The sequence below is a fragment of the Moraxella sp. CTOTU46934 genome, from assembly GCF_031979465.1.
Taxonomy (GTDB): Bacteria; Pseudomonadota; Gammaproteobacteria; order Pseudomonadales; family Moraxellaceae; genus Faucicola; species Faucicola tetraodonis.
In genome coordinates this window covers 336,747-358,474 of the sequence record NZ_DALZEG010000001.1, presented here as the reverse complement: position 1 = coordinate 358,474, position 21,728 = coordinate 336,747, and the positions used below count along the sequence as shown (strand labels likewise).

The following is a 21,728-nucleotide window of genomic DNA, read 5'->3' as shown; positions in this document are numbered from 1 at the left end:
TATGAAGGTTGCAACGCAGGTCATTGAACAATTAATTTCGCTAATAGACCGTGAAGGGCTAAAAAATGGCGATAGATTACCTGCCGAGCGCCATTTGTGTGAGCGACTAGGCGTATCTCGTACCGCACTGCGTGAAGCGATACAGCAGATGAATAGTGTCGGTATTACCGAAAGTCGTATTGGGTCGGGAACGTTTGTCAAAGATGTGCAAACTATCAAACAGCGCCAGCCCCTTGTGGCGCTGTCTGATAATCTGATATTACAGACACTAACCCCCTTATTGGATGCTGATCCACTGTATCGACTTGATGTGCAAGAAGCAAGAATTGTACTAGAAGGCGGTACAGCCTGGTACGCTGCCAAAAGAGCTACAAAACAAGACATTGAGAAAATCCGCTTTTACTACGAGCAGTTAGCAAATAGTCAGGCACATGGCGATACCGAACAAGCCGCTATTGCCGATGCCAATTTTCATTTAGCGATTGCCGAAGCCTCCCAAAATGCGGTATTGTTGCAGATGATGAAAAATGTTTTTCACCTAATGAGACATAACGTGGTATTAGCTCGGCGAAAAATTTACACCGAGCATTATGGCTTTGAAACTTTACATACGCAGCACATGGCAATGATGAATGCGATTATCGCGCGTGATAGTGAATTAGCTCGCAAAGCCGTGGGTGAACATATTGAGTTTGTGATAAAACAGGTTGCCAAGATTGATGAGGCAACGGCTCGCAGACAGCGAGTTTCCCGGTTGGCCACTGATGCTTTTTAATACAGATGCTTTTTAATACAGATGCCTGTTAATGCAGGCGCATTTTATAAACGTATGTTAGTGTAAACAGTTTTGAGTGCCAGTGGCTATTTCTACCATTAATAACATAGTTAAGATAGGGATATTATGATTATTTCTTCTGCCAATGATTACCGAGAAGCGGCTCGCCGCCGTTTACCCCCCTTTTTATTCCACTACATTGATGGTGGCGCGTATGCAGAATACACCCTAAAACGTAATGTTGAAGACTTATCAAGTATTGCCTTACGTCAGCGGGTATTAAAAGACATGACGCAGCTTGATTTATCCACTGAGATTTTTGGTGAGCAGCTGTCATTACCTGTGGCACTCTCGCCAGTGGGTTTGACAGGTATGTATGCTCGCCGTGGTGAAGTCCAAGCAGCCATGGCTGCTGACAAAAAAGGTATTCCATTTACCATGTCAACGGTATCAGTCTGCCCTATCGAAGAAGTCACCCCAAAAATCAATCGCCCTATGTGGTTTCAGCTGTATGTGTTGCGTGACCGTAAGTTTATGCAAAATGTGCTAGAGCGTGCCAAAGCGGCAGGCTGCTCAACGCTGGTGTTTACCGTCGATATGCCTGTACCTGGGGCGAGATATCGCGATGCGCACTCTGGTATGAGTGGACCCAATGCCGCGATGCGTCGCTATCTACAAGCATGCACCCATCCACACTGGGCAATGAACGTGGGATTGCTAGGAAGACCCCATGATTTGGGTAATGTTTCTAAATATCTTGGTAAAGCGATTGGTTTAGAAGATTATATCGGTTGGCTCGGTAATAACTTTGATCCCTCGATTTCTTGGAAAGACTTAGAATGGATTCGTGATTTTTGGGATGGCGCTATGGTCATCAAAGGTATTCTTGACCCACAAGACGCCAAAGATGCGGTACGTTTTGGCGCTGATGGTATCGTGGTTTCCAATCATGGTGGGCGTCAGCTTGATGGGGTGATGTCAACTGCCACTGCCCTACCCAAAATTGCCGATGCTGTTAAAGGTGATATCAAAATCTTGGTCGATTCTGGTATCCGTAATGGCTTAGATGTGGTGAGAATGTTGGCATTGGGGGCAGATTTATGTATGTTAGGACGTGCATTTATCTATGCGTTAGCCGCCGATGGTGAGGCCGGGGTGACCAATTTACTCAACTTGATAGACAAAGAAATGCGCGTGGCAATGACATTGACCAGTGCAAACCGAATTGAAGATATCAATCGAGACTGTTTAGTAGATTTTAGTACTTTGACTTGATAGGCTGACAGTGACTAGTTAACCTTAGCGTCTTTATGGGATTTTTTTATTTTGGTAGATGCTAAGATTTTATGGCTAAACTATAAGTTTTTTAAACTAAGTACGCCACTTGCTTCTTTAAAATCTATCAACTTAATTGCTCAATAACCGCTTATTGTGATTGTCTGATTGAGCAAGTGTGAATGAATTTAATATTGATACTTTTTATTTTCGATAAAAAAACCGCTCTATAAGAGCGGTTTTTGTTGTTTATGACCTATCAAATTCTAGAAAAAGCCCATCGGTTTTTCAGAATAGCTGACCAGTAAATTTTTGGTATTTTGGTAATGCTCTAACATCATTTTGTGGTTTTCACGCCCAATGCCTGATTTCTTGTAACCACCAAATGCGGCATGGGCTGGATAAATGTGGTAACAGTTTGTCCATACTCGCCCAGCTTCAATGCCACGCCCTGCACGGTAAGCAGTATTGCCACTACGTGCCCACACGCCAGCACCTAAGCCAAACATAGTATCATTGGCAATACGCATGGCATCATCAAAGTCTTTGAAGGTTGTCACAGACAATACCGGGCCAAAAATCTCTTCTTGGAAGATTTTCATATCATTATTGCCTTTAAAAATCGTCGGCTCGATATAATAGCCTTCACCCACCTCATGTCTTGCATTACCACCTGTTAAAAGCTCGGCGCCTTCTTGTTTACCTGTAGCAATACAGCCTAAGATTTTGTCTTGTTGTTCCTGAGAGGCTTGCGCACCAATCATGGTTTCCGTATCCAATGGATGACCTGTTTTGATACGTTTTACCCGTTCTACGGCTTTCGCCAAAAAGGCATCGGCGATACTTTCATGCACTAAGGCTCTCGAAGGACAGGTACATATTTCACCTTGATTGAGCGCAAACATAGTAAAACCTTCAAGCGCTTTTTCTAGGTAATCATCTTCTTTATCCATGACATCGGCAAAGAAAATATTGGGTGATTTACCACCTAATTCTAAAGTAACTGGAATAATATTCTCTGTCGCATACTTCATAATAAGCTGACCGACAGGGGTTGAGCCAGTAAAGGCAATTTTTGAGATTCGTGGGCTTCTAGCTAAATGACTACCCACCTCTTCGCCATACCCATTCACGATATTTAAAATACCTGCTGGTAGCAAATCTTGAATCAATTCAACAAGCACCAATAAGCTCACAGGCGTCTGCTCGGCGGGTTTTAAGACAATGCAGTTACCCGCGGCTAGTGCAGGCGCGATTTTCCAGGTAGCCATTAAAATTGGAAAGTTCCAAGGAATGATTTGTCCAACCACACCTAAAGGCTCATGAAAGTGATAAGCGACCGTGTCATCATCAATGGGTGAAACACCGCCTTCTTGCGCGCGAATTGCACCCGCAAAGTAGCGAAAATGGTCAATGGCAAGTGGTATATCCGCAGCCAATGTTTCACGAATAGGTTTACCGTTTTCCCATGTTTCAGCTACCGCCAATAACTCAATATTTTGCTCAAGGCGATCTGCGATTTTTAATAATAGATTAGAGCGCTCTGTGGGTGAAGCCGCATTCCACTTAGTTTTAGCGGCATGGGCGGCATCAAGTGCAAGTTCAATGTCTTCTGGACTTGATTTGGCGACTTTGGCGAAGGGCTTGCCGTTGACGGGTGAGATGTTATCAAAGTACTCACCTTTAACCGGCGCAACCCATTGGCCGCCAATAAAGTTGTCATACTTTTCTTTAAAATTGATTTTAGCACCGTCAGTATTAGGGTCAGCATAACGCATAATGACATTTCCTTTTGTCAGTTGGTAGATAAAACTGCTTCGTGCAGTTGGTGGTTACACATTCATATTATTACAGAAACGGTAGGTAAAAGGTAGGTGTTTAATTATCCTTTACAATAAGGGATGTACATTATACTATTGAGGATAGCTTATTTTAAAAACCAAGGATTGGTTAGTGAATTAGGATATTTTAAAATATGAATAAAAATAGACTGTTAGAGCAAAGGCATCGGATTGATAAGAGGCGTTTTAACATTACCTTTACCGATAATAATGCAGATCTTATCCAACAAAGTATTGTCCAGTCATGGCACCGCTCAGACCGTGCTAACATTCCAACTGAGCGCCAACAAGCACCCATTAACGCCACCAAAAGCGAGCAATCGTATTATCTAAAAAAAGCCTTAGGCTATTGTCAAAATCAATTACAACATATCACCTTGCAATCCTCCATGGTGATGGCTGTGGCTGATATCGGTAGTACGATTATTTGGACGACTGCCAGTAAGTCTATGCAAAAAGCGGCAGAAGCGGTTAACTTTATTGAAGGTGGATGCTGGGGGGAAAGCCAAGTTGGCACAAATGCGCTCGCTTTATCGCTAAAAACGCAGCAATCAACTTGTGTTTTTTCCAATGAACATTATATGCCTTCGGTTCATGAATGGGTCTGTTATGCCACGCCTATTATTGAACCGCATACCAAACAGGTCATTGGCGTACTGGATTTATCGACCACTTGGCAGAATCACAATAATTTTGGCATATTTGCTGCTGAACGCTGTGCCAGTATTTTACAATCCGCTTTGAATGAGTGCCAAAGACACTATCTGTATATTCAAGGATTTAATGAACCCAGCGTGATATTCAATGGTAAAACCTTGCGGCTGACCCCTCGGCAAGTCGAGATATTGACAGTGTTAGCACTTTGTCCCCAAGGTCTGAGCTTAGATGCCTTACACCAAGCCATCTACGGTGAGCGTAAAGTGTCACAAGGTACGCTAAAGACTGAAATGTCGCAGTTACGTGATACACTTACTGGTTTATTGGGTTCTCGTCCGTACCGACTATTAATGCCAGTGGATGGTGATTTTTTGCGGGTTGAACAATCATTAAATGCAGGTTATTTAGAAGCCGCCATCAAACTATATACTGGCATATTTTTTAGCAAAACTGAAAGCCCTTTTTTATGCACTTGGCGCACCTGTTTAGAAGCTCGCTTAAGCCAAGCCATTTATCAGTCAGATCAAGTTGACTTATTACTCATGCATTTGTCAAATTGCCCTGATGCTAGCGATGCCATAGAAAGGCTGATTGAGTTAATGCCAGATAACCTCCCCATTCACCAACATTTAGAGGTACTGTCAAATCGGTAACCATCAATTTTTGCTTCACCATCAATTTTCTCCTAATCATGAATTTTTCGTTGAAAAAGCCGTTGCCAGGCTTTTTCGATATGGCTGATACTCCACCAAAGCGTTGGTTGTGTTTTTTTCTTGACTTCCCGCTTTACTACCCTGTCTTTTTCCTGTGCCTGCAAGAAATGCTGCAATACCATTGACCTATCGAAATAAAAACATAGCATGCCTCTATGCACTTTTGGGTGGTAATGCTTTTGTATTTTTTATCGAAAATTTATAGTAGGTAAATTCTGTGATAATTAACGTTCCTATTATTATCACTCATAGCATTAGAAGGCTTGCATTTTCAAGCGTTTTTTCTTGGGTCAAAAGTGCTACAATGTGACAAAAAATTTTGAGACCTTTATGAATAACGCGTTATGGCTTCCTTGCACACAGATGCAAGCCCTTGAAATCAATCCCCCACTCCACCTCGTCAAAGCTCAAGGCAATCAATTATATGATCAGGACGGTAACGCCTATTACGATATGATTAGCTCATGGTGGGTCAATTTACATGGACATTGCCATCCCTTTATCAACGCAAAAATAAAACAACAGCTTGATACGCTTGAGCATACTTTAATCGCTAGTGTCACTCACCCGCCGATTTTGACGCTTGCAGAAAAATTGGTTGCCATCACGCCCACATCACTAACCAAAGCTTTTTTTGCCGACAGTGGCTCAGGGGCGGTGGAGGTCGCGCTTAAGATGAGTTTGCAGTACTGGCAGCAATCAGGGCAAACCCAAAAAACCAAATTTATCTCATTGGAACACGGTTATCACGGTGAAACCGTTGGCAGTCTTGCGGTGACAGATATCCCGCTGTTTAGCGAGCAATACAAAGATTTGATTGTCAGTCAAATTCGTATCCCTTCCCCCGCGCATATTTTCAATACTGACGCTATCGCAGCGCAGCTGCATGAGCAAAAAAGCTTGGATGCACTGGAACGCATCTTGGCAGAAAAATCTCGCGATATCTGCGCCATTATCCTTGAACCTTTGGTACAAGGGGCGGCTGGCATGGCGATGTATTCTGCTAATTATTTGCTTGGCGTTGCCAAACTTGCGCACCATTATCACATCCATGTGATATATGATGAGATTGCCGTGGGTTTTGGTCGTACAGGTACTATGTTTGCGGTAGAGCAAATGCTGGCGTTGGCAGATGCGGATAAACAAGACGATTATTGCCCTGACTTTATCTGTCTGTCAAAAGGTCTAACGGCAGGCTATCTGCCAATGTCTTGCGTCATGACAACCGATGATGTTTATCAAGCGTTTTATGATGACAAAGTGGAAAAAGGGTTTTTACATTCGCATAGTTTTACTGGCAATCCATTGGCTTGTAGCGCGGCTTTGGCGTCGCTTGAACTGTTTGAACGCGATAATGTCTTGCTACACAATCAATCCCTTATCCAAGCGATGGCTGATGGCTTACAGCAATTAGCTGATGCCAATTTACCCATAAAGTTTGTACGTCAAACCGGCATGATTGCAGCTTTTACCTTGGATTTTTCTCAAAATTTGGGCAAAGCCTTTACCCAGTTGTGCCTTGATCAAGGCGTGATGATTCGTCCGATTGGCAACCATGTTTATCTTATTCCGCCTTATTGCACCACCCCGGCAGAGATTGGGCACATCTTTGGCATATTAAATCGTTGTTTGCAAAAGCTTTGTAACAATCTCCCCCAAATACCCCAAGGCTCGTTGCAAACCATCGATCTGCCTTAACGCCTTTACTAACGAACGTTTCATGAAATTTACACGCTAAATATAAATAAATGTTTGTTTTTATCATCCATCTTCAAAAGCTAGGATTTGTTACAAACCTTCAATTCTTACTGTATTATAAAAAATTGTATTAGAATTCAAAGCTTATACCTACATTGCTAATATTTAACGTATAATCCATGAGATTATCGTCAAAAAAATATTTAACTTTTGTAGGCATTTTAACCTACTTAACTTAACTCAATCGTGAAACTTACTTAGATGATTTATGCGTAGATTTTTTTACAACCAACCAAATTCGCTACAAGTTGGTAGCACTGTGCCTTTGACCGAAGAGATTTTTCATCATTGGTGTAAAGTGTTAAGAGCAAGTATGGATGAACAAGCGTTGTTTTTTGATGGTCAAGGTGGTGAATATACCGTCACTTTAACGGATGTCACTAAAAAACAAGCGCTCGTTACCATCAACGATTTTAATCCGATCAATCGAGCTTTGCCATTTACTGTGAACATTGCCTTGGTTATGAGCCGTGGCGAGCGCATGGATTATGCCATTCAAAAATCCACAGAGCTTGGGGTGTCATCGATTCAGCTGCTCACAAGCCAACATGGCGAAGTACGCCTAAAAGCAGACCAAGCCGATAAAAAGCTCGCCCACTGGCAGCAGATTGCGGTATCGGCATGTGAACAATGTGGGCTTAATATCGTGCCAAACTTACTGGCACCAAAAGCTTTTAGCGACTGGATTGATGAGCCAGCAGGCGTGCCCATTTCTAACACCGTGACCAAATTAATTTTAGCCGTGCCTCCTGACGACAGTGGCGTAGTGACATCTTGTCATGACATTGAGCATAGCGACATTGAGCATAACGATATTGAACCCATCGCGCCCTATACCCCATATCCCAACCCACTACCCCATATAACAAACCAGTTTAGACAGTGTTCTTTAGCCCAATTTTGGTTACTCATTGGCGCAGAAGGTGGGTTTTCAGCGCAAGAAATAACGCAAGCTATCGAGCGAGGTTTTATCCCTTGGCAAATTGGCGAGCGTGTGCTACGAACTGAAACAGCCCCTGTCGTCGCATTGTCTTCATTGTTAACGTTACATCAAACTTTGACCCTTGCACAGGAATAATCATGCCACCGAATAAAAAATCAGTCATGCCGATAGACCATCGTGATTGCTTTGCGGGTGCTAATAAGTTGTGTCATGATGCGTTACGTGAGTATGGGTTTATTGTTGATAACCATTTTTTTGAGCAACAAATTTCGCTTGAACATCAAAATGCGGTGTTTGCCTCAGTTTTTTCAAAAATCCATGATGGCATTTTTATGCTTGATGAACATCTACGTTTTATCTGTGTCAATCAGCAATTTTTAAACATTACCGCCTTGCCACGCGATCAGGTGATAGGTAGCCCGTTTTATTTTTATCCGTATAAGACCTACGCCCCACACTTACAGCAAGCGATTGCCACCATCATTACCAAACTGGATAATCGACAATCAATTTCGACCAATTTAGTGCTTTCTTATCACAATTCACCTGAAGTGGCGGTTTGGCTAGATATCTGCGTGTGTGAAGTCGATGACAACCGAGTGGTGTATGTAGGGCTACTTAGCAATTTAACCAAAAAAGATGCGCAGCTTAGCCACACCTTACATCTATACAATTATGATGAATTAACGGGTCTGCCCAATTACGATACTTTTTATGACAAATTAAAAAGCTGTATTGACTATTACCAGGCAGCCGATAATCAGCGTGAGTGTATGGGGATATTGCTACGCATCAATATTGATAAATTGCAATCTTTTAACATCAGCCTTGGCATTGAAAATACCAATACGCTGATTCAAGGTTTTGTCAAACGGGTAAAGTCCTTAAAAATTTCGGGTGCCAGTTTAGTCACTTTTTCGCGGTTTGGGGGTGATAGTTTTGCGGCGATGATTTCGGTACAACACCTTAATGCCGCGCATCACTACGTGGCAGCGCTCAAACAGTTATTTGACCTACCTTTTAGCATTGACAACCAATCAATTTATTTAAGGTTGTCGATTGGTGCTTCGGTTTTCCCAACCCATACCCAAGATGCTCAGACATTGCTATTGCAAGCAGACACGGCGTTAAAACATGCGCGGCTTATCAGTGATGAAGATTGTGTTTGGTATGATGCCAACCAGCAAAAAGGCAATTTTAAAGACATTCATTTGCTCAGTGCCTTTAAAAATGCGTTATTAAAACAGCAAATTTTGCCCTATTTTCAGCCTAAGTTAGAGTTTGCACAGCCTGACTTGCCGATGTTTGAAGCGCTGGTGCGCTGGGAGCATCCCACCCTTGGACTTCTCTATCCCAACGATTTTTTGGATGAGGTGCTCGATAAGTCATCGCAGCCGCTATTTGAAAAAATCGTGTTAGTTTGTATCGAGCAGATTTTGACATGGCGTGAGATGGGCTATAACTGCCTCATCTGTATCAATATTGATACTCGCCAATTGATTAGTGACAAATTTATTGAGTTTATTGAAGGGACGATACAGCAGTATAGTTGGCTTGCGCAACTAATCAGTTTTGAAATCACCGAAGTCTGCAACATTCAAGATGAAGTAAAATCGCAAGCGATGTTATCAAAACTGCGCCAGTATGGTTTTAGTATATCGATTGATGACTTTGGTACAGGCTTTGCCGCGATGCAATATTTGATTAAATATCCGATTGATGTGCTCAAAATTGACCGCTTATTTATTATGGATATTTTACAAGACCCAAAAAAACAAGTGATTGTCAAATCAGTGATTGAGATGGCGCACTCGTTATCCATGCAAGCATTGGCTGAGGGGGTGTCTAACTGTGAAGAAATCGAATATCTGCGTAGTCTTGGTTGTGATTCGATTCAAGGCTTTGGGTTTGCTAAACCCATGTCTGGTCAAGATACCACTGAGTGGCTTAAAGCCAACTATAAACCAAACTATTTGCTATAAGTTTAAATTAGACTAATTAGATTTTTTTATGACCCTATAGTCATGTTAGTACCTTGTCACCTTTGTCAAATTTTCCTATCTTAGAGATATAAAACCTTAGTATTGGGGTAGGTTTTTTTCTTTTTAAAACACTAATCAAGGATATCGTATGCAATATAAAGCACCGCTTCGTGATATGAAATTTGTCATGCATGAATTATTAAAATTTGAAGATCACTACAAAACCATTCCTAGCTATGCCCATACGGATAAAGAAACGATCGATAGTTTCATAGAAGCAGGTGCAAGCTTCTCAGAAGCAGAGCTGTCACCCCTTAACCGTTCAGGCGATGAAGAAGGCTGTCGTTTTGAAAATGGTAATGTGTATACCCCAAAAGGCTTTAAAGAAGCTTATAAACAATACTGTGAATTAGGCTTCCCTTCTTTATGTGCCGATGAAGAATTTGGCGGTCAAGGCATGCCATTGTCATTGGGTTCAGCGGTCAATGAAATGGTAGGTACCGCTAACTGGTCTTTCTCAATGTACCCAGGTCTATCTGAAGGTGCCATCCGTACGCTAGAACACCACGGTACCGATGAACAAAAACAAAAATATTTATTGAAACTTGTCAGCGGTGAGTGGACAGGTACCATGTGTCTAACCGAAGCACATGCAGGTTCTGATTTAGGTATTACCCGCACCAAAGCTGAACCCAATGAAGATGGTTCATACGCTATCACCGGTCAAAAAATCTTTATCTCAGCCGGCGAACACGACATGGCAGACAACATTGTCCATATCGTACTAGCGCGTTTACCGGGTGCGCCAGCAGGTACCAAAGGTATCTCATTGTTCATCGTACCAAAATTCAATGTCAACGAAGATGGCTCTATCGGTGAGCGTAACATCGTTACCTGTGGTTCGATTGAACACAAAATGGGTATCAAAGCCTCTGCAACTGCGGTACTAAACTTTGATAAAGCCAAAGGCTACTTGATTGGACCTGAAAACAAAGGTCTAAACTGTATGTTTACCTTTATGAATACTGCCCGTATTGGTACCGCAATTCAAGGTCTAACTGCGGCTGAATTGGCTTTCCAAGGTGGCTTAAGCTACGCCAAAGATCGTCTTGCGATGCGCGCATTAAGCGGTGCAAAAGCCCCAGAACAAGTGGCTGACCCAATCATCGTCCATCCAGCAGTGCGTAACATGGTATTAACTTGTAAAGCGTTTGCAGAAGGTGGCCGTGCCCTCGTCTACTATCTATCACAATTCTCTGATGTGGTAACTAAAGGTGAAGGCGAAACACAAGCTTACGCTGACCAAATGTTGTCTTTTTTAACCCCAATTGCTAAAGCCTTCTTAACTGAAACAGGTTATGAAGCAGCCAATCACGGTGTGCAAGTGTATGGTGGTCACGGCTTTATCCGTGAATGGGGCATGGAACAAAACGTACGTGATACGCGTATTGCTTGTATATACGAAGGTACCACTGAAATCCAGTCACTTGACTTGTTAGGCCGTAAAGTATTGGGTTCACAAGGTAAAATGCTAGCTAACTTTAGCAAAGTCATTTATCAATTCTGTGAAGAAAACAAAGACAACGATGCGATGGGTGAATTCATTCGTCCACTAGCACGTCTGAATAAAGAATGGGGCGATTTGACCGCTCGCATTGGTATGCAAGCTACTGAAAACCCTGATGCAGTGGGTGCAGCGGCTGTTGACTACATGTACTATAGTGGCTACATCACCCTAGCTTACCTATGGGCTCGTATGGCGTTAGTCGCTCAGCAAGCGCTCCAAGGCGACACCACTGAGACCAAATTCTATCAAGCCAAAATCAAAACCGCTCAGTTCTACTTTGCAAAACTATTGCCTCGCACCTTAACTTACGTCAAACGTATTGATACAGGTCTCGAGCCATACATGAGCATGGACGTTGACGAATTCCAATTCTAATTTTTACTAAGCTATCCAGTGTAGTAATAAAATTATGATAGAATCATTGATAGTTTAATTCTTTATTTAATCCTTAGGTAGTAAAAGCTATCTAAGGATTTGTCTCATTTCGAATTACGAGCTAACCCATAAAAGGAAATAATATGCCTATTTATAATGCGCCAATTCAAGACATGAAATTCATTTTAAATGATGTATTCAATGCAGCCGATTTTTGGCAAAAAAATGAACAGTTAGCCCATGTTGACAGTGACACGGTCAATATGATTTTAGAAGAAATGTCAAAATTTGCTAAAAACACGTTACTACCCATCAACCGCTCGGGCGATGAAGAAGCGGCACAATATCTGGGTGAAGGCAAAGTAAAAACCCCAACTGGTTTTAAAGCAGCATTTGACGAATATGCACAAGGCGGCTGGATTGGTTTGGGCGGCGATCCAAATCATGGCGGTCAAGGCATGCCAAAAATGGTGACTATGCTCGCTGAAGAGATGGTATTTACCGCCAACCAATCATTCGCGCTCTATCCAAACCTATCGGGTGGTGCGTGTATGTGTATCTATAACGCAGGCTCTGAAGAACAAAAACAAACCTACCTAGAAAAAATCTACTCAGGTGAGTGGACAGGTACGATGTGTTTGACCGAACCGCACGCAGGTACCGACTTAGGTATCATCAAAACCAAAGCCGTGCCAAACCAAGACGGTAGCTACAATATTACAGGTACCAAAATTTTTATCACCGCAGGTGAACATGACTTAGCGGACAACATCATCCATTTGGTATTGGCAAAAACCCCAGATGCCCCAGCAGGCTCAAAAGGGATTTCATTGTTTATCGTACCCAAATTCCATGTGAATGCGGATGGCTCATTGGGCGAGCGTAACGCGGTAAGCTGTGGCTCTATCGAGCACAAAATGGGTATCAAGGCCTCAGCGACTTGCGTCATGAACTTTGATGGTGCCAAAGGCTTTATGGTAGGCGCAGAAAATACAGGGCTGGCATCCATGTTTATCATGATGAACTATGAGCGTTTGACAATGGGGTTACAAGGTATCGGCGGGGCTGAGTTAGCGTATCAAAACGCCACAGCTTATACCCTTGACCGTATCCAAGGTCGCGCCGATAGCGGTATCCAAGAGCCAAACAAAGCCGCTGACCCAATCGTATTTCATGCCGACGTTCGCCGTATGCTGTTAAATGCCAAAACCATCAGTGAGGCCTCACGCTGCTTTGCGATGTATGTCGCCAAAGAGCTTGATACCAACAAATATACCGATGATGCTGAAGCAAGAAAAGCTGCTGATGACCGTGTTGCCTTATTAACGCCAGTTGCTAAAGCATTCTTAACCGACCGTGGTCTTGAAGCGTCAATTGATGCACAGCAATGCTTTGGTGGTCATGGCTATATCCGTGAATGGGGTATGGAACAAATCGTACGTGACACCCGTATCTCGCAAATTTATGAAGGAACCAATGGTATCCAATCACTTGACTTATTAGGTCGTAAAGTGGTGAAAAACGGCGGTGCGTTTGTGACAACGTATGTGCAAGAAATGCGTGATTTTGCCAATAACATGAACGCAGACCATGCCATCAAACAAGCGATTTTAACATCAGCGGATAAACTTGAAGACTTAACAAAAGCGGTGGTAGCAGCGGCAGCGGTAAATAAAGACGAAATCAATGGCTGTGCGGTTGATTATTTACAAGCCTTTGGTTATGTCAGCTTTGCTTATATGTTTGGCTTGATGGTTGAAGCCGCAAATGGCAAAGAAGGCGATTTCTATGCCAATAAAGCAAAATTAGCAGACTACTATGTCGGTCGTATGTTGCCACGCTTAGATGCGCATATTGCGATGGTAAAAGCAACAAGCCAACCCATCACAGCGTTTGACCGCGATTATTTTGCGGCAACCATTGCTTAATCCCTACTTAAACATAAAAAAATCGGCACTAGTAGCCGATTTTTTTATGGATTAACATGTTAGCGAAGCATATCGTCATCGTCATCTGCTAACGATTCATCTTCATCAAAATCGAAGTCTTCATATTCATAATCCGCTGAGTCGTTTTCTTCAACGACAGCAACGCACTCTTCATATAATTCAAAAATATATTCTTTGATATCACTTTCTTGCTGGTGTTTATTTGGCGTGAGTTTGGCTTCTTCTTCATAGATAAATTTTGCCAAATTTAGCGCGACATAGTTATTACTTAGTTCAATCATGATGTTATCCTTATTATGTGCGGTATTATTATGTTAAAACGGTAGCGATAGCGCATCGTTAGTATGACATATTCAAAACCAGAAAGCTTAAAGCAGTTGTAAGCTCGTGTAAAATTTGAGCGTTTAACAGTTTGTCGCCATAAAATATAAAACCCACCGAAGTGGGTCTATATGACTGCTTACTGCTTATCGTTTAAGCTTTGGGTAAAGTCACGCCCATTTGACCTTGGTACTTACCACCACGGTCTTTGTAGGAAGTTTCGCACACATCATCGGCATCACTTTGGAAAAATAGCATTTGCGCCACGCCCTCACCGGCATAGATACGCGCGGGCAAGTTAGTGGTATTACTAAATTCAAGCGTCACATGCCCTTCCCATTCTGGCTCAAGCGGTGTGACATTGACAATAATACCGCAGCGCGCATAGGTAGATTTTCCCAAACAAATGGTCAATACATCGCGGGGAATACGAAAATACTCGACAGTACGAGCCAAGGCAAATGAGTTGGGCGGGATGATACACTCATCGCCCACGATATCAATAAAGCTACGCTCATCAAAGTTTTTTGGGTCAACGATGGCAGAATGGACATTGGTAAATACTTTAAATTCGCGCGCGCAGCGGACATCATAACCATAGCTTGAGGTGCCGTAGCTGACCAATTTTTGTCCCTGCTCGCCCACACGTACTTGACCTGCTTCAAATGGCTCAATCATGCCATGCTCTTGTGCCATTTGGCGTATCCAGCGGTCGGATTTGATTGACATTCTATTTCCTCAAATTTTAAATTTAGGCAGAATTATACTGTAATTTGCTACACATAGGCGAAAAAAAACGGCTTTCGAGTGAGAGCCGTTTTTTTTGGTGAGAAAATTAACTCATACGCAATTTATCAAAGGTCAATTTATCTTGGGCATCGACATCCACTTTGATGGTATCACCCGCCACAAACTCGCCCGATAACAATTTGACTGATAGCGGATTTTCGATTTCCTGCTGGATGGCGCGTTTTAGCGGTCTTGCACCATACACAGGGTCATAACCCACAGCGACCAATTGACTCATGGCTTCATCTGACAATACAATATTCATGTCACGCTCTTGAAGACGTTTGCGTAAACGTGACAGTTGAATATCTGCAATACCTGCCATTTGTTCTTGCCCTAATGGATGGAACACCACGATTTCATCAATACGGTTGACAAACTCTGGGCGGAAATGCTGATTGACTGAATTCATCACTGCCGCTTTGATTTCTTCGTAGCTATCGCCTGCCATTTCTTGGATTTTATGCGAACCAAGGTTTGAAGTCATGATAATGACAGTGTTTTTAAAGTCCACAACGCGACCTTGGCTGTCGGTCAAGCGACCATCGTCAAGCACTTGCAGTAGGATATTAAACACATCGGGATGCGCTTTTTCTACTTCATCAAACAATACCACACTGTAAGGTCGGCGGCGTACCGCTTCGGTCAATACCCCACCTTCTTCATAACCCACGTAGCCTGGGGGTGCGCCGACAAGACGGCTGACACTGTGTTTTTCCATAAATTCAGACATATCAATACGAATCATGGCATTTTCATCATCAAACAAGAAACTTGCCAACGCTTTGGTCAATTCAGTTTTACCCACCCCTGTCGGACCTAGGAACAAGAACGAACCGCTAGGACGATTGGGGTCAGACAGCCCTGCACGACTACGGCGCACCGCATTGGCGACTGCTTGTACTGCTTCATCTTGACCGACTACGCGCTCATGCAGTTTTTCTTCCATGTGCAGCATTTTTTCACGTTCGCCTTGCATCATTTTTGCAACAGGGATGCCTGTTGCAGCGGCAACGACTTCAGCGATTTCGTTTTCGGTGACTTTGTTACGTAGCAGTTTGACGCTTGGCGCTTGCCCTGCTTGCTCTTTTTGCTCAGCCAAGTCAGAATCTTTAATACGTTTTTCCAGTTGTGGAATGGTTTCGTATTGCAGTTTTGACATGGTCTCGTAGTCACCTTCACGCTGGGCTTTTTCATAGGCGATACGCGCTTTATCAAGCTCATCTTTGAGCTGTTGGCTACCTTTAACGAGGGCTTTTTCTGCTTGCCAAATTTCATTTAAATCTGCGTATTCTTTTTCAAGCTCGCTGATTTGGGTGTCGAGCAGTTTTAGCTGGGATTTTGCGCCCTCGTCATCTTCATGCTTTAAAGTTTCACGTTGCATTTTGAGCTGAATCAAACGGCTGTCTAATTTGCCCAAGGCTTCTGGTTTACTATCAAGTTCCATTTTTAGACGGCTAGCCGCTTCATCCACCAAGTCAATGGCTTTGTCGGGCAATTTGCGGTCGGTGATGTAGCGATGGCTCATCTGCGCGGCGGCAATAATCGCACTGTCTTGGATATCGACCCCATGATGCAGTTCATAACGCTCTTTTAGACCGCGCAGAATGGCAATGGTATCTTCCACGGTAGGCTCATCAACCAATACTTTTTGAAAACGACGCTCAAGGGCGGCATCTTTTTCGATATATTGGCGGTATTCATCAAGGGTAGTCGCGCCCACGCAGTGCAGCTCACCACGCGCTAACGCAGGTTTGAGCATATTACCCGCATCCATCGCGCCATCGGCTTTACCGGCACCGACCAAGGTATGAATTTCATCAATGAATAAAATGACTTGCCCTTCGCTTTTTGCTAGGTCGTTAAGTACCGCTTTTAGGCGTTCTTCAAACTCACCACGGAATTTTGCGCCCGCAATCAGTGCGCCCAGGTCAAGCGATAATACGCGTTTATTGCGCAAGCCTTCTGGCACGTCACCATTGACGATTTTTTGCGCCAATCCTTCGACAATGGCAGTTTTACCTACCCCCGGCTCACCAATGAGCACCGGGTTGTTTTTGGTACGGCGTGATAACACTTGAATGGTGCGGCGGATTTCGTCATCGCGCCCAATCACGGGGTCAAGTTTGCCCGATTCGGCGCGTGCGGTTAAATCGATGGTATATTTATTTAAGGCATCACGTTGGTCTTCGCTATTTTGTGTATCCACTTTATCACCCCCACGAATAAAATTAATGACTTGTCTTAGTTTTGGCTCATTGACCCCTGCTTTTGTGAGCAGTTTTGCGGTGTCGCCCGTCTCTGCTAGGGCAACCAGCACCCAATCGGTAGATAAGAACTGATCGCCCGCTTTTTGCGCGTGGCGCTCTGCTAGATTTAAAATCTTAGCCGTATTTGGGCTGAGATTGACGTCACCTGTAGGTGTACCAATCACCGCCTGGTTGTTGAGCGATTGTTGCACGTCTGTTTTTAACTGATTTAAGTTTGCGCCTGCCTGTTCATACACATTGGCATTGCTCGGTTCATTGAGTAGCACTGACAATAAATGAATCGGCTCAATCGCGGTATGATCACGAGTGACAGCGAGCGTTTGTGCCTGCTGAACCGCGTTTTGTAAGGCATTGGTAAATTTATCAAATTGCATTATTATTTTTCCTTTTAGCTTTTAACTAATTAGCTTTGAACTAAAATTGATATGGTGTTTTGATAAATCGTTTCAATATCCACCTTTAAAATTTTTTAATTGTCAATGGTTATTTTCTTTATCATGGGATGTAGGTTTGTTTTCAATCCTCACTTGGATCAATAGCTTGCAAAATTTATCGTGTTACCTATTAAAAATTGACAATAAAAATGTAGATAAAGTCATAAACCAATAAATTTTGGCTTAATATATAACTTCTAAAGGGATATACCTAATCAGTTTTACTAACTGAGTTGACTGACTGATTTTTTTGTTGGCTGATATGCGTTTCCTTTTAGTAGCGATTTAGTAGTATAGTAACGTCTTAGTTTTTATTAGCCACCTTGACCGTTATTTTTAAAAAATTACGCAAACTAAAGTTTAAGCCATATTTAAAAATCGACGCTAAAATATTATGGACGATAATTAAAATTATATAATATTTTCAATGGCTTATTGTAAGGCAGCTTACATTACATTAACCTATCTACTACATGAATAGACAACAACCGAGCATGACGCGTGTTACTCTGCACAACATCAAATGATAACGCTACATATCAGTTCAGTGGCGCTGCTTTATTTGGTCGAATAACAATAACAGCAAAACAACAACCAGGAGTAATACCCATGCGTGCATTAACCTATCACGGTGCTAAAGATGTTCGAGTCGACAATGTTCCCGACCCACAATTACAAGCCAAAGATGATATTATCTTAAAAGTTACCGCTACCGCCATTTGTGGCTCAGATTTACATTTATACCGTGGCAAAATCCCTGCGACCGAAGAAGGCGATATTTTTGGTCATGAATTTATGGGAGTTGTCGAAGAAGTGGGCGCTGACGTCACGGCGGTAAAAAAAGGCGATCGCGTGGTGATACCCTTTGTAATTGCCTGTGGTAGCTGCTTTTTTTGTCAAAATGATTTGATGGCAGCCTGTGAGACCACCAATGAGGGTCCAGGCGCGGCGATGAACAAAAAGCTTATTCCACCACCTTCGGCATTGTTTGGTTTTAGTCATTTATACGGTGGTGTGCCTGGCGGACAAGCAGAATATGTGCGTGTCCCAAAAGCCAATTTTGGTCCTTTTAAAGTACCAGGTTCATTGCCTGATGAGAAAGTGTTGTTCTTATCGGATATTTTGCCGACTGCATGGCAAGCGGTGACGAATGCCAATGTCACCAAAGGTTCGACTTTGGCTATCTATGGTGCAGGACCTGTGGGCTTGCTATCAGCTGCCTGCGCCAAAATGTTAGGCGCGGCACAAATATTTATCGTTGACCACAATGACTATCGTCTGCAATACGCACAAGATACGTATGGCGCAATTCCTGTTAATTTTGACAAAGTTGATGCCGCAGAAGCCATTATTGAGCAAACTGCGGGGCATCGTGGTGTCGATGCGGTGATTGATGCCGTTGGTTTTGAATCAAAAGGTAGCATAGTTGAAACCGTATTAACGACGCTTAAGCTTGAAGGCTCAAGTGGTGCGGCATTACGTCAGTGTATGGCAGCGGTACGCCGTGGTGGTACAGTCAGTATTCCTGGGGTGTATGCAGGTCCGATTCATGGTTTCTTGATGGGTGATGCGTTTGACAAGGGATTAACCTTTAAAATGGGTCAAACCCATGTACATAAATACTTGCCACAACTGCTTGAACATATTGAAAATGGGGATTTATCGCCTGAAGCGATTATTACTCATCGTATGAATCTATCGGATGCGGCAAAAGGTTATGAAATCTTTGAAAAACGTGAAGAAGAGTGTCGAAAAGTGATTTTGACACCATAATGTTACCTCATTATGGAGAGATTTAGCATGGTTAATTTAGAATGATAAAAATATAAGATGAGTGTTAGTCACTTTCATACCATTACCTATCATTCAGTCAATAGCCCCTCACAACTTTTAGCTAATAATTTAGCCAAAGTTGTGCAAGGGGTTTCTGATTTGCTACTACTATTAGATATTGATGGGACGCTTAGTGAATTTCACTCCGATCCCCAGCAAAGTTTTATCAGCAATGAGAATCTAGCAATTTTAGCGCAGTTACAAAATCATCTACCCGTTTGGCTAGTAACAGGGCGGTCAGTTGCTGATGCTAGACGTTTGACAGCGCCGTTAAAACTGCCGGTGATTGGTAGTCATGGTTTGCAATGCGATACTCTAATCGATGGCTATTCTTTGGTGGACATCGATTTAGCGCAGCTACAACAAATTAATCAAAGCGTCATTAACGCCACTGGTGATCGTCCACACTGGCGAATTGAGCAAAAACCTTTTGGTGTGGCACTCCATTTTCGTGAGCATCCCGAACTTGCCGCTAGCGCTTTAACTATCATGCAAGCTATTGGGCATGATTTTAAGGAGTGGCAACTTAAAGCGGGCAAATGTGTGTATGAGCTATTGCCGCAAGGGGTCGATAAAGGCAGTGCCATTAACCATGTTTTAACCCACTATTACCCTCATTGCCGTCCGATATTTATCGGCGATGATGTGACCGATGAAGCAGGATTTATTGCCGTACAAAGTTATGGTGATACATCAAATAAGAAAGGTAGTGATATCAAAGGAATTGGTGTCAAAGTAGGTTATGAACCCACCCATGCGCATTATTATGTGAGCGACGTCTCAGCCGTTACCGCGTTACTTCAAGGATTATTGACCCTATGTCAAAGTTGATTGTGTTATCGAATCGGGTTAATTTACCTAGTAAAAAGTCACCTAAAGCTGTGGCAGGCGGGTTGGCAGTAGCGCTTCAAGAAGCCCTTGCCAAAGATGGCGGTATTTGGGTCGGTTGGAACGGTCAAGTAGTGACAAATATCAGCGATATGCCCGATACCGTCAATCAATTTGCGACTGAGCAGCATGATAAAGTCACCTATGTCACGACGGCTTTTTCACCCATACAATATGAAAAGTATTATTGTGGTTACGCCAATAATCGACTTTGGGCGGGGATGCATGACCGCACGGATTTAATTGTATCGAGTAGTGAAGATTTTAGCGTTTATCAAGCTGTCAATCGTATGTTTGCCAAACAACTACAGCAAATCGCACAGCCTGACGATATGATTTGGATACAAGATTATCATTTTTTTGCGGTAGCAAGGCATTGCCGTGACTTAGGCATGAAACAGCGCATTGGCTTTTTTTTGCATATTCCATTTCCCCAGTTATGGGTATGGGATTTTTTGACCTATGGTCAAACTTTAATCCATCAATTACTCGATTATGATGTGGTTGGATTACAAACCCAACCAGACGCTCAAAATTGTGTCGCGGTGATTGAGCAGCTACTCCCCCACGCCATCCAGATTACGCAAACAAATGCGCGTACACTGATTACCCATGGCAATCATACCACCTTAATACAAGCCTATCCGATTGGTATCAATCCCGTCTATATTCATAAGCTTGCCAGTCAACCGCTGTCTGACCTAGCTGTGTTAAAAAGTCTCACTTCAACTATCACCACGATTGTAGCGGTGGAACGACTGGATTACACCAAAGGTATTCCCGAACGCTTACAAGCTTTTGCCGCCTTTTTGCAGCGTTATCCGCAATATCTTGAACGGATTCAGCTGTATCAAATTGCTTGCCCATCCCGTCTTGATATTGAGACTTATCAACAGTTACGACAACAAGTGCATACCCTAGTTGAGCAAATTAATAGCCAATTTGCTACTGCCAGTTGGCAACCGATTATCTATCAAGAAGACCCCGTCAGTCATGACAATTTAATGCCGTTATTTAGGCAATGCCAAATTTGTTGGGTTAATTCGCTAAAAGACGGCATGAATTTGGTGGCAAAAGAATACATTGCCGCACAGGATGAACAAAACGCAGGGATTTTAATTTTGTCTAAAAATGCGGGGGCAGCGCACCAACTTCAGCAAGCTATCTTGGTCGACCCTACGAACAACGACAGCATGATAGAGGGATTATACCAAGCATTAACCATGACCAAACAACAACGGGAACAACATCACCAATCGCTACTACAGGGCATTTATGAGACCGATATTGACACGTGGCGAGCGCATTTTTTGGCAGATTTAACCCACATGGACAAAACCAAATAAGTCAATAAAACA

General features: G+C 42.9%; 15 protein-coding genes. 11 read left to right on the top strand and 4 right to left on the bottom strand.

Annotated features, from left to right (window positions below):
• The first annotated feature begins 1 nt into the window (after position 1).
• Both RTN07_RS01635 and lldD read left to right on the top strand, forming a co-directional pair.
• Positions 2-775 (top strand): FCD domain-containing protein, encoded by a 774-nt coding sequence (locus tag RTN07_RS01635; RefSeq protein WP_312175067.1) that lies wholly within the window; start codon positions 2-4, stop codon positions 773-775.
• Positions 776-901: 126 nt separating this feature from the next.
• On the top strand, positions 902-2,050 hold the full coding sequence (gene lldD, locus RTN07_RS01630; RefSeq protein WP_076774261.1) for an FMN-dependent L-lactate dehydrogenase LldD: 1,149 nt from the start codon (positions 902-904) through the stop codon (positions 2,048-2,050).
• A 266-nt stretch (positions 2,051-2,316) separates the two neighbouring features.
• Here the strand turns inward: lldD and exaC are convergent, their stop codons facing one another.
• Positions 2,317-3,828 (bottom strand): acetaldehyde dehydrogenase ExaC, encoded by a 1,512-nt coding sequence (gene exaC / locus RTN07_RS01625; protein WP_312113780.1) that lies wholly within the window; start codon positions 3,826-3,828, stop codon positions 2,317-2,319.
• 197 nt (positions 3,829-4,025) lie between these two features.
• Here exaC and RTN07_RS01620 point away from each other — a divergent pair, with 197 nt between their 5' ends.
• The 6 genes from RTN07_RS01620 to RTN07_RS01595 all read left to right on the top strand — a co-directional run bounded on the left by RTN07_RS01620 (position 4,026) and on the right by RTN07_RS01595 (position 13,814).
• On the top strand, positions 4,026-5,201 hold the full coding sequence (locus tag RTN07_RS01620) for a helix-turn-helix domain-containing protein (RefSeq protein WP_312175065.1): 1,176 nt from the start codon (positions 4,026-4,028) through the stop codon (positions 5,199-5,201).
• Between the two features lie 366 nt (positions 5,202-5,567).
• Positions 5,568-6,959 carry an adenosylmethionine--8-amino-7-oxononanoate transaminase gene (gene bioA / locus RTN07_RS01615; RefSeq protein ID WP_312175064.1) on the top strand — a complete coding sequence of 464 codons (1,392 nt, stop codon included), beginning with the start codon at positions 5,568-5,570 and terminating at the stop codon, positions 6,957-6,959.
• A gap of 268 nt (positions 6,960-7,227) precedes the next feature.
• A complete protein-coding gene (locus RTN07_RS01610; protein ID WP_312175061.1) occupies positions 7,228-8,097 on the top strand; it encodes a 16S rRNA (uracil(1498)-N(3))-methyltransferase in 870 nt (289 codons plus the stop codon).
• Between the two features lie 2 nt (positions 8,098-8,099).
• Complete coding sequence (locus RTN07_RS01605; protein WP_312175058.1) at positions 8,100-9,944, top strand: putative bifunctional diguanylate cyclase/phosphodiesterase; 1,845 nt, start codon at positions 8,100-8,102, stop codon at positions 9,942-9,944.
• A 148-nt stretch (positions 9,945-10,092) separates the two neighbouring features.
• The gene (locus tag RTN07_RS01600) at positions 10,093-11,886 is read left to right on the top strand and encodes an acyl-CoA dehydrogenase C-terminal domain-containing protein (protein ID WP_312175057.1); all 1,794 of its coding nucleotides are present in this window, start codon (positions 10,093-10,095) and stop codon (positions 11,884-11,886) included.
• 143 nt (positions 11,887-12,029) lie between these two features.
• Positions 12,030-13,814 (top strand): acyl-CoA dehydrogenase C-terminal domain-containing protein, encoded by a 1,785-nt coding sequence (locus tag RTN07_RS01595; protein ID WP_312175055.1) that lies wholly within the window; start codon positions 12,030-12,032, stop codon positions 13,812-13,814.
• Between the two features lie 59 nt (positions 13,815-13,873).
• Here RTN07_RS01595 and RTN07_RS01590 read toward each other — a convergent pair whose 3' ends face one another.
• The 3 genes from RTN07_RS01590 to clpB all read right to left on the bottom strand — a co-directional run bounded on the left by RTN07_RS01590 (position 13,874) and on the right by clpB (position 17,589).
• A complete protein-coding gene (locus tag RTN07_RS01590; RefSeq protein WP_007116248.1) occupies positions 13,874-14,116 on the bottom strand; it encodes a hypothetical protein in 243 nt (80 codons plus the stop codon).
• 193 nt (positions 14,117-14,309) lie between these two features.
• Entirely contained in the window at positions 14,310-14,885 is a 576-nt protein-coding gene (dcd, locus tag RTN07_RS01585; protein ID WP_007116249.1) for a dCTP deaminase, read from the bottom strand.
• A gap of 106 nt (positions 14,886-14,991) precedes the next feature.
• Positions 14,992-17,589 carry an ATP-dependent chaperone ClpB gene (gene clpB, locus RTN07_RS01580; RefSeq protein WP_312175050.1) on the bottom strand — a complete coding sequence of 866 codons (2,598 nt, stop codon included), beginning with the start codon at positions 17,587-17,589 and terminating at the stop codon, positions 14,992-14,994.
• Between the two features lie 669 nt (positions 17,590-18,258).
• Between clpB and RTN07_RS01575 the strand changes: the two genes are divergently transcribed.
• From RTN07_RS01575 to RTN07_RS01565, 3 genes are read left to right on the top strand one after another with little or no spacing between them, the layout of a single operon-like run.
• Positions 18,259-19,422, top strand: coding sequence for a zinc-dependent alcohol dehydrogenase (locus RTN07_RS01575; protein WP_036605031.1), 1,164 nt, complete (start codon positions 18,259-18,261; stop codon positions 19,420-19,422).
• A 57-nt stretch (positions 19,423-19,479) separates the two neighbouring features.
• Entirely contained in the window at positions 19,480-20,313 is an 834-nt protein-coding gene (gene otsB, locus RTN07_RS01570) for a trehalose-phosphatase (RefSeq protein WP_312175049.1), read from the top strand.
• Entirely contained in the window at positions 20,301-21,716 is a 1,416-nt protein-coding gene (locus RTN07_RS01565; RefSeq protein ID WP_312175047.1) for an alpha,alpha-trehalose-phosphate synthase (UDP-forming), read from the top strand. The genes otsB and RTN07_RS01565 overlap by 13 nt, the downstream gene beginning before the upstream one ends.
• Positions 21,717-21,728 lie beyond the last annotated feature (12 nt).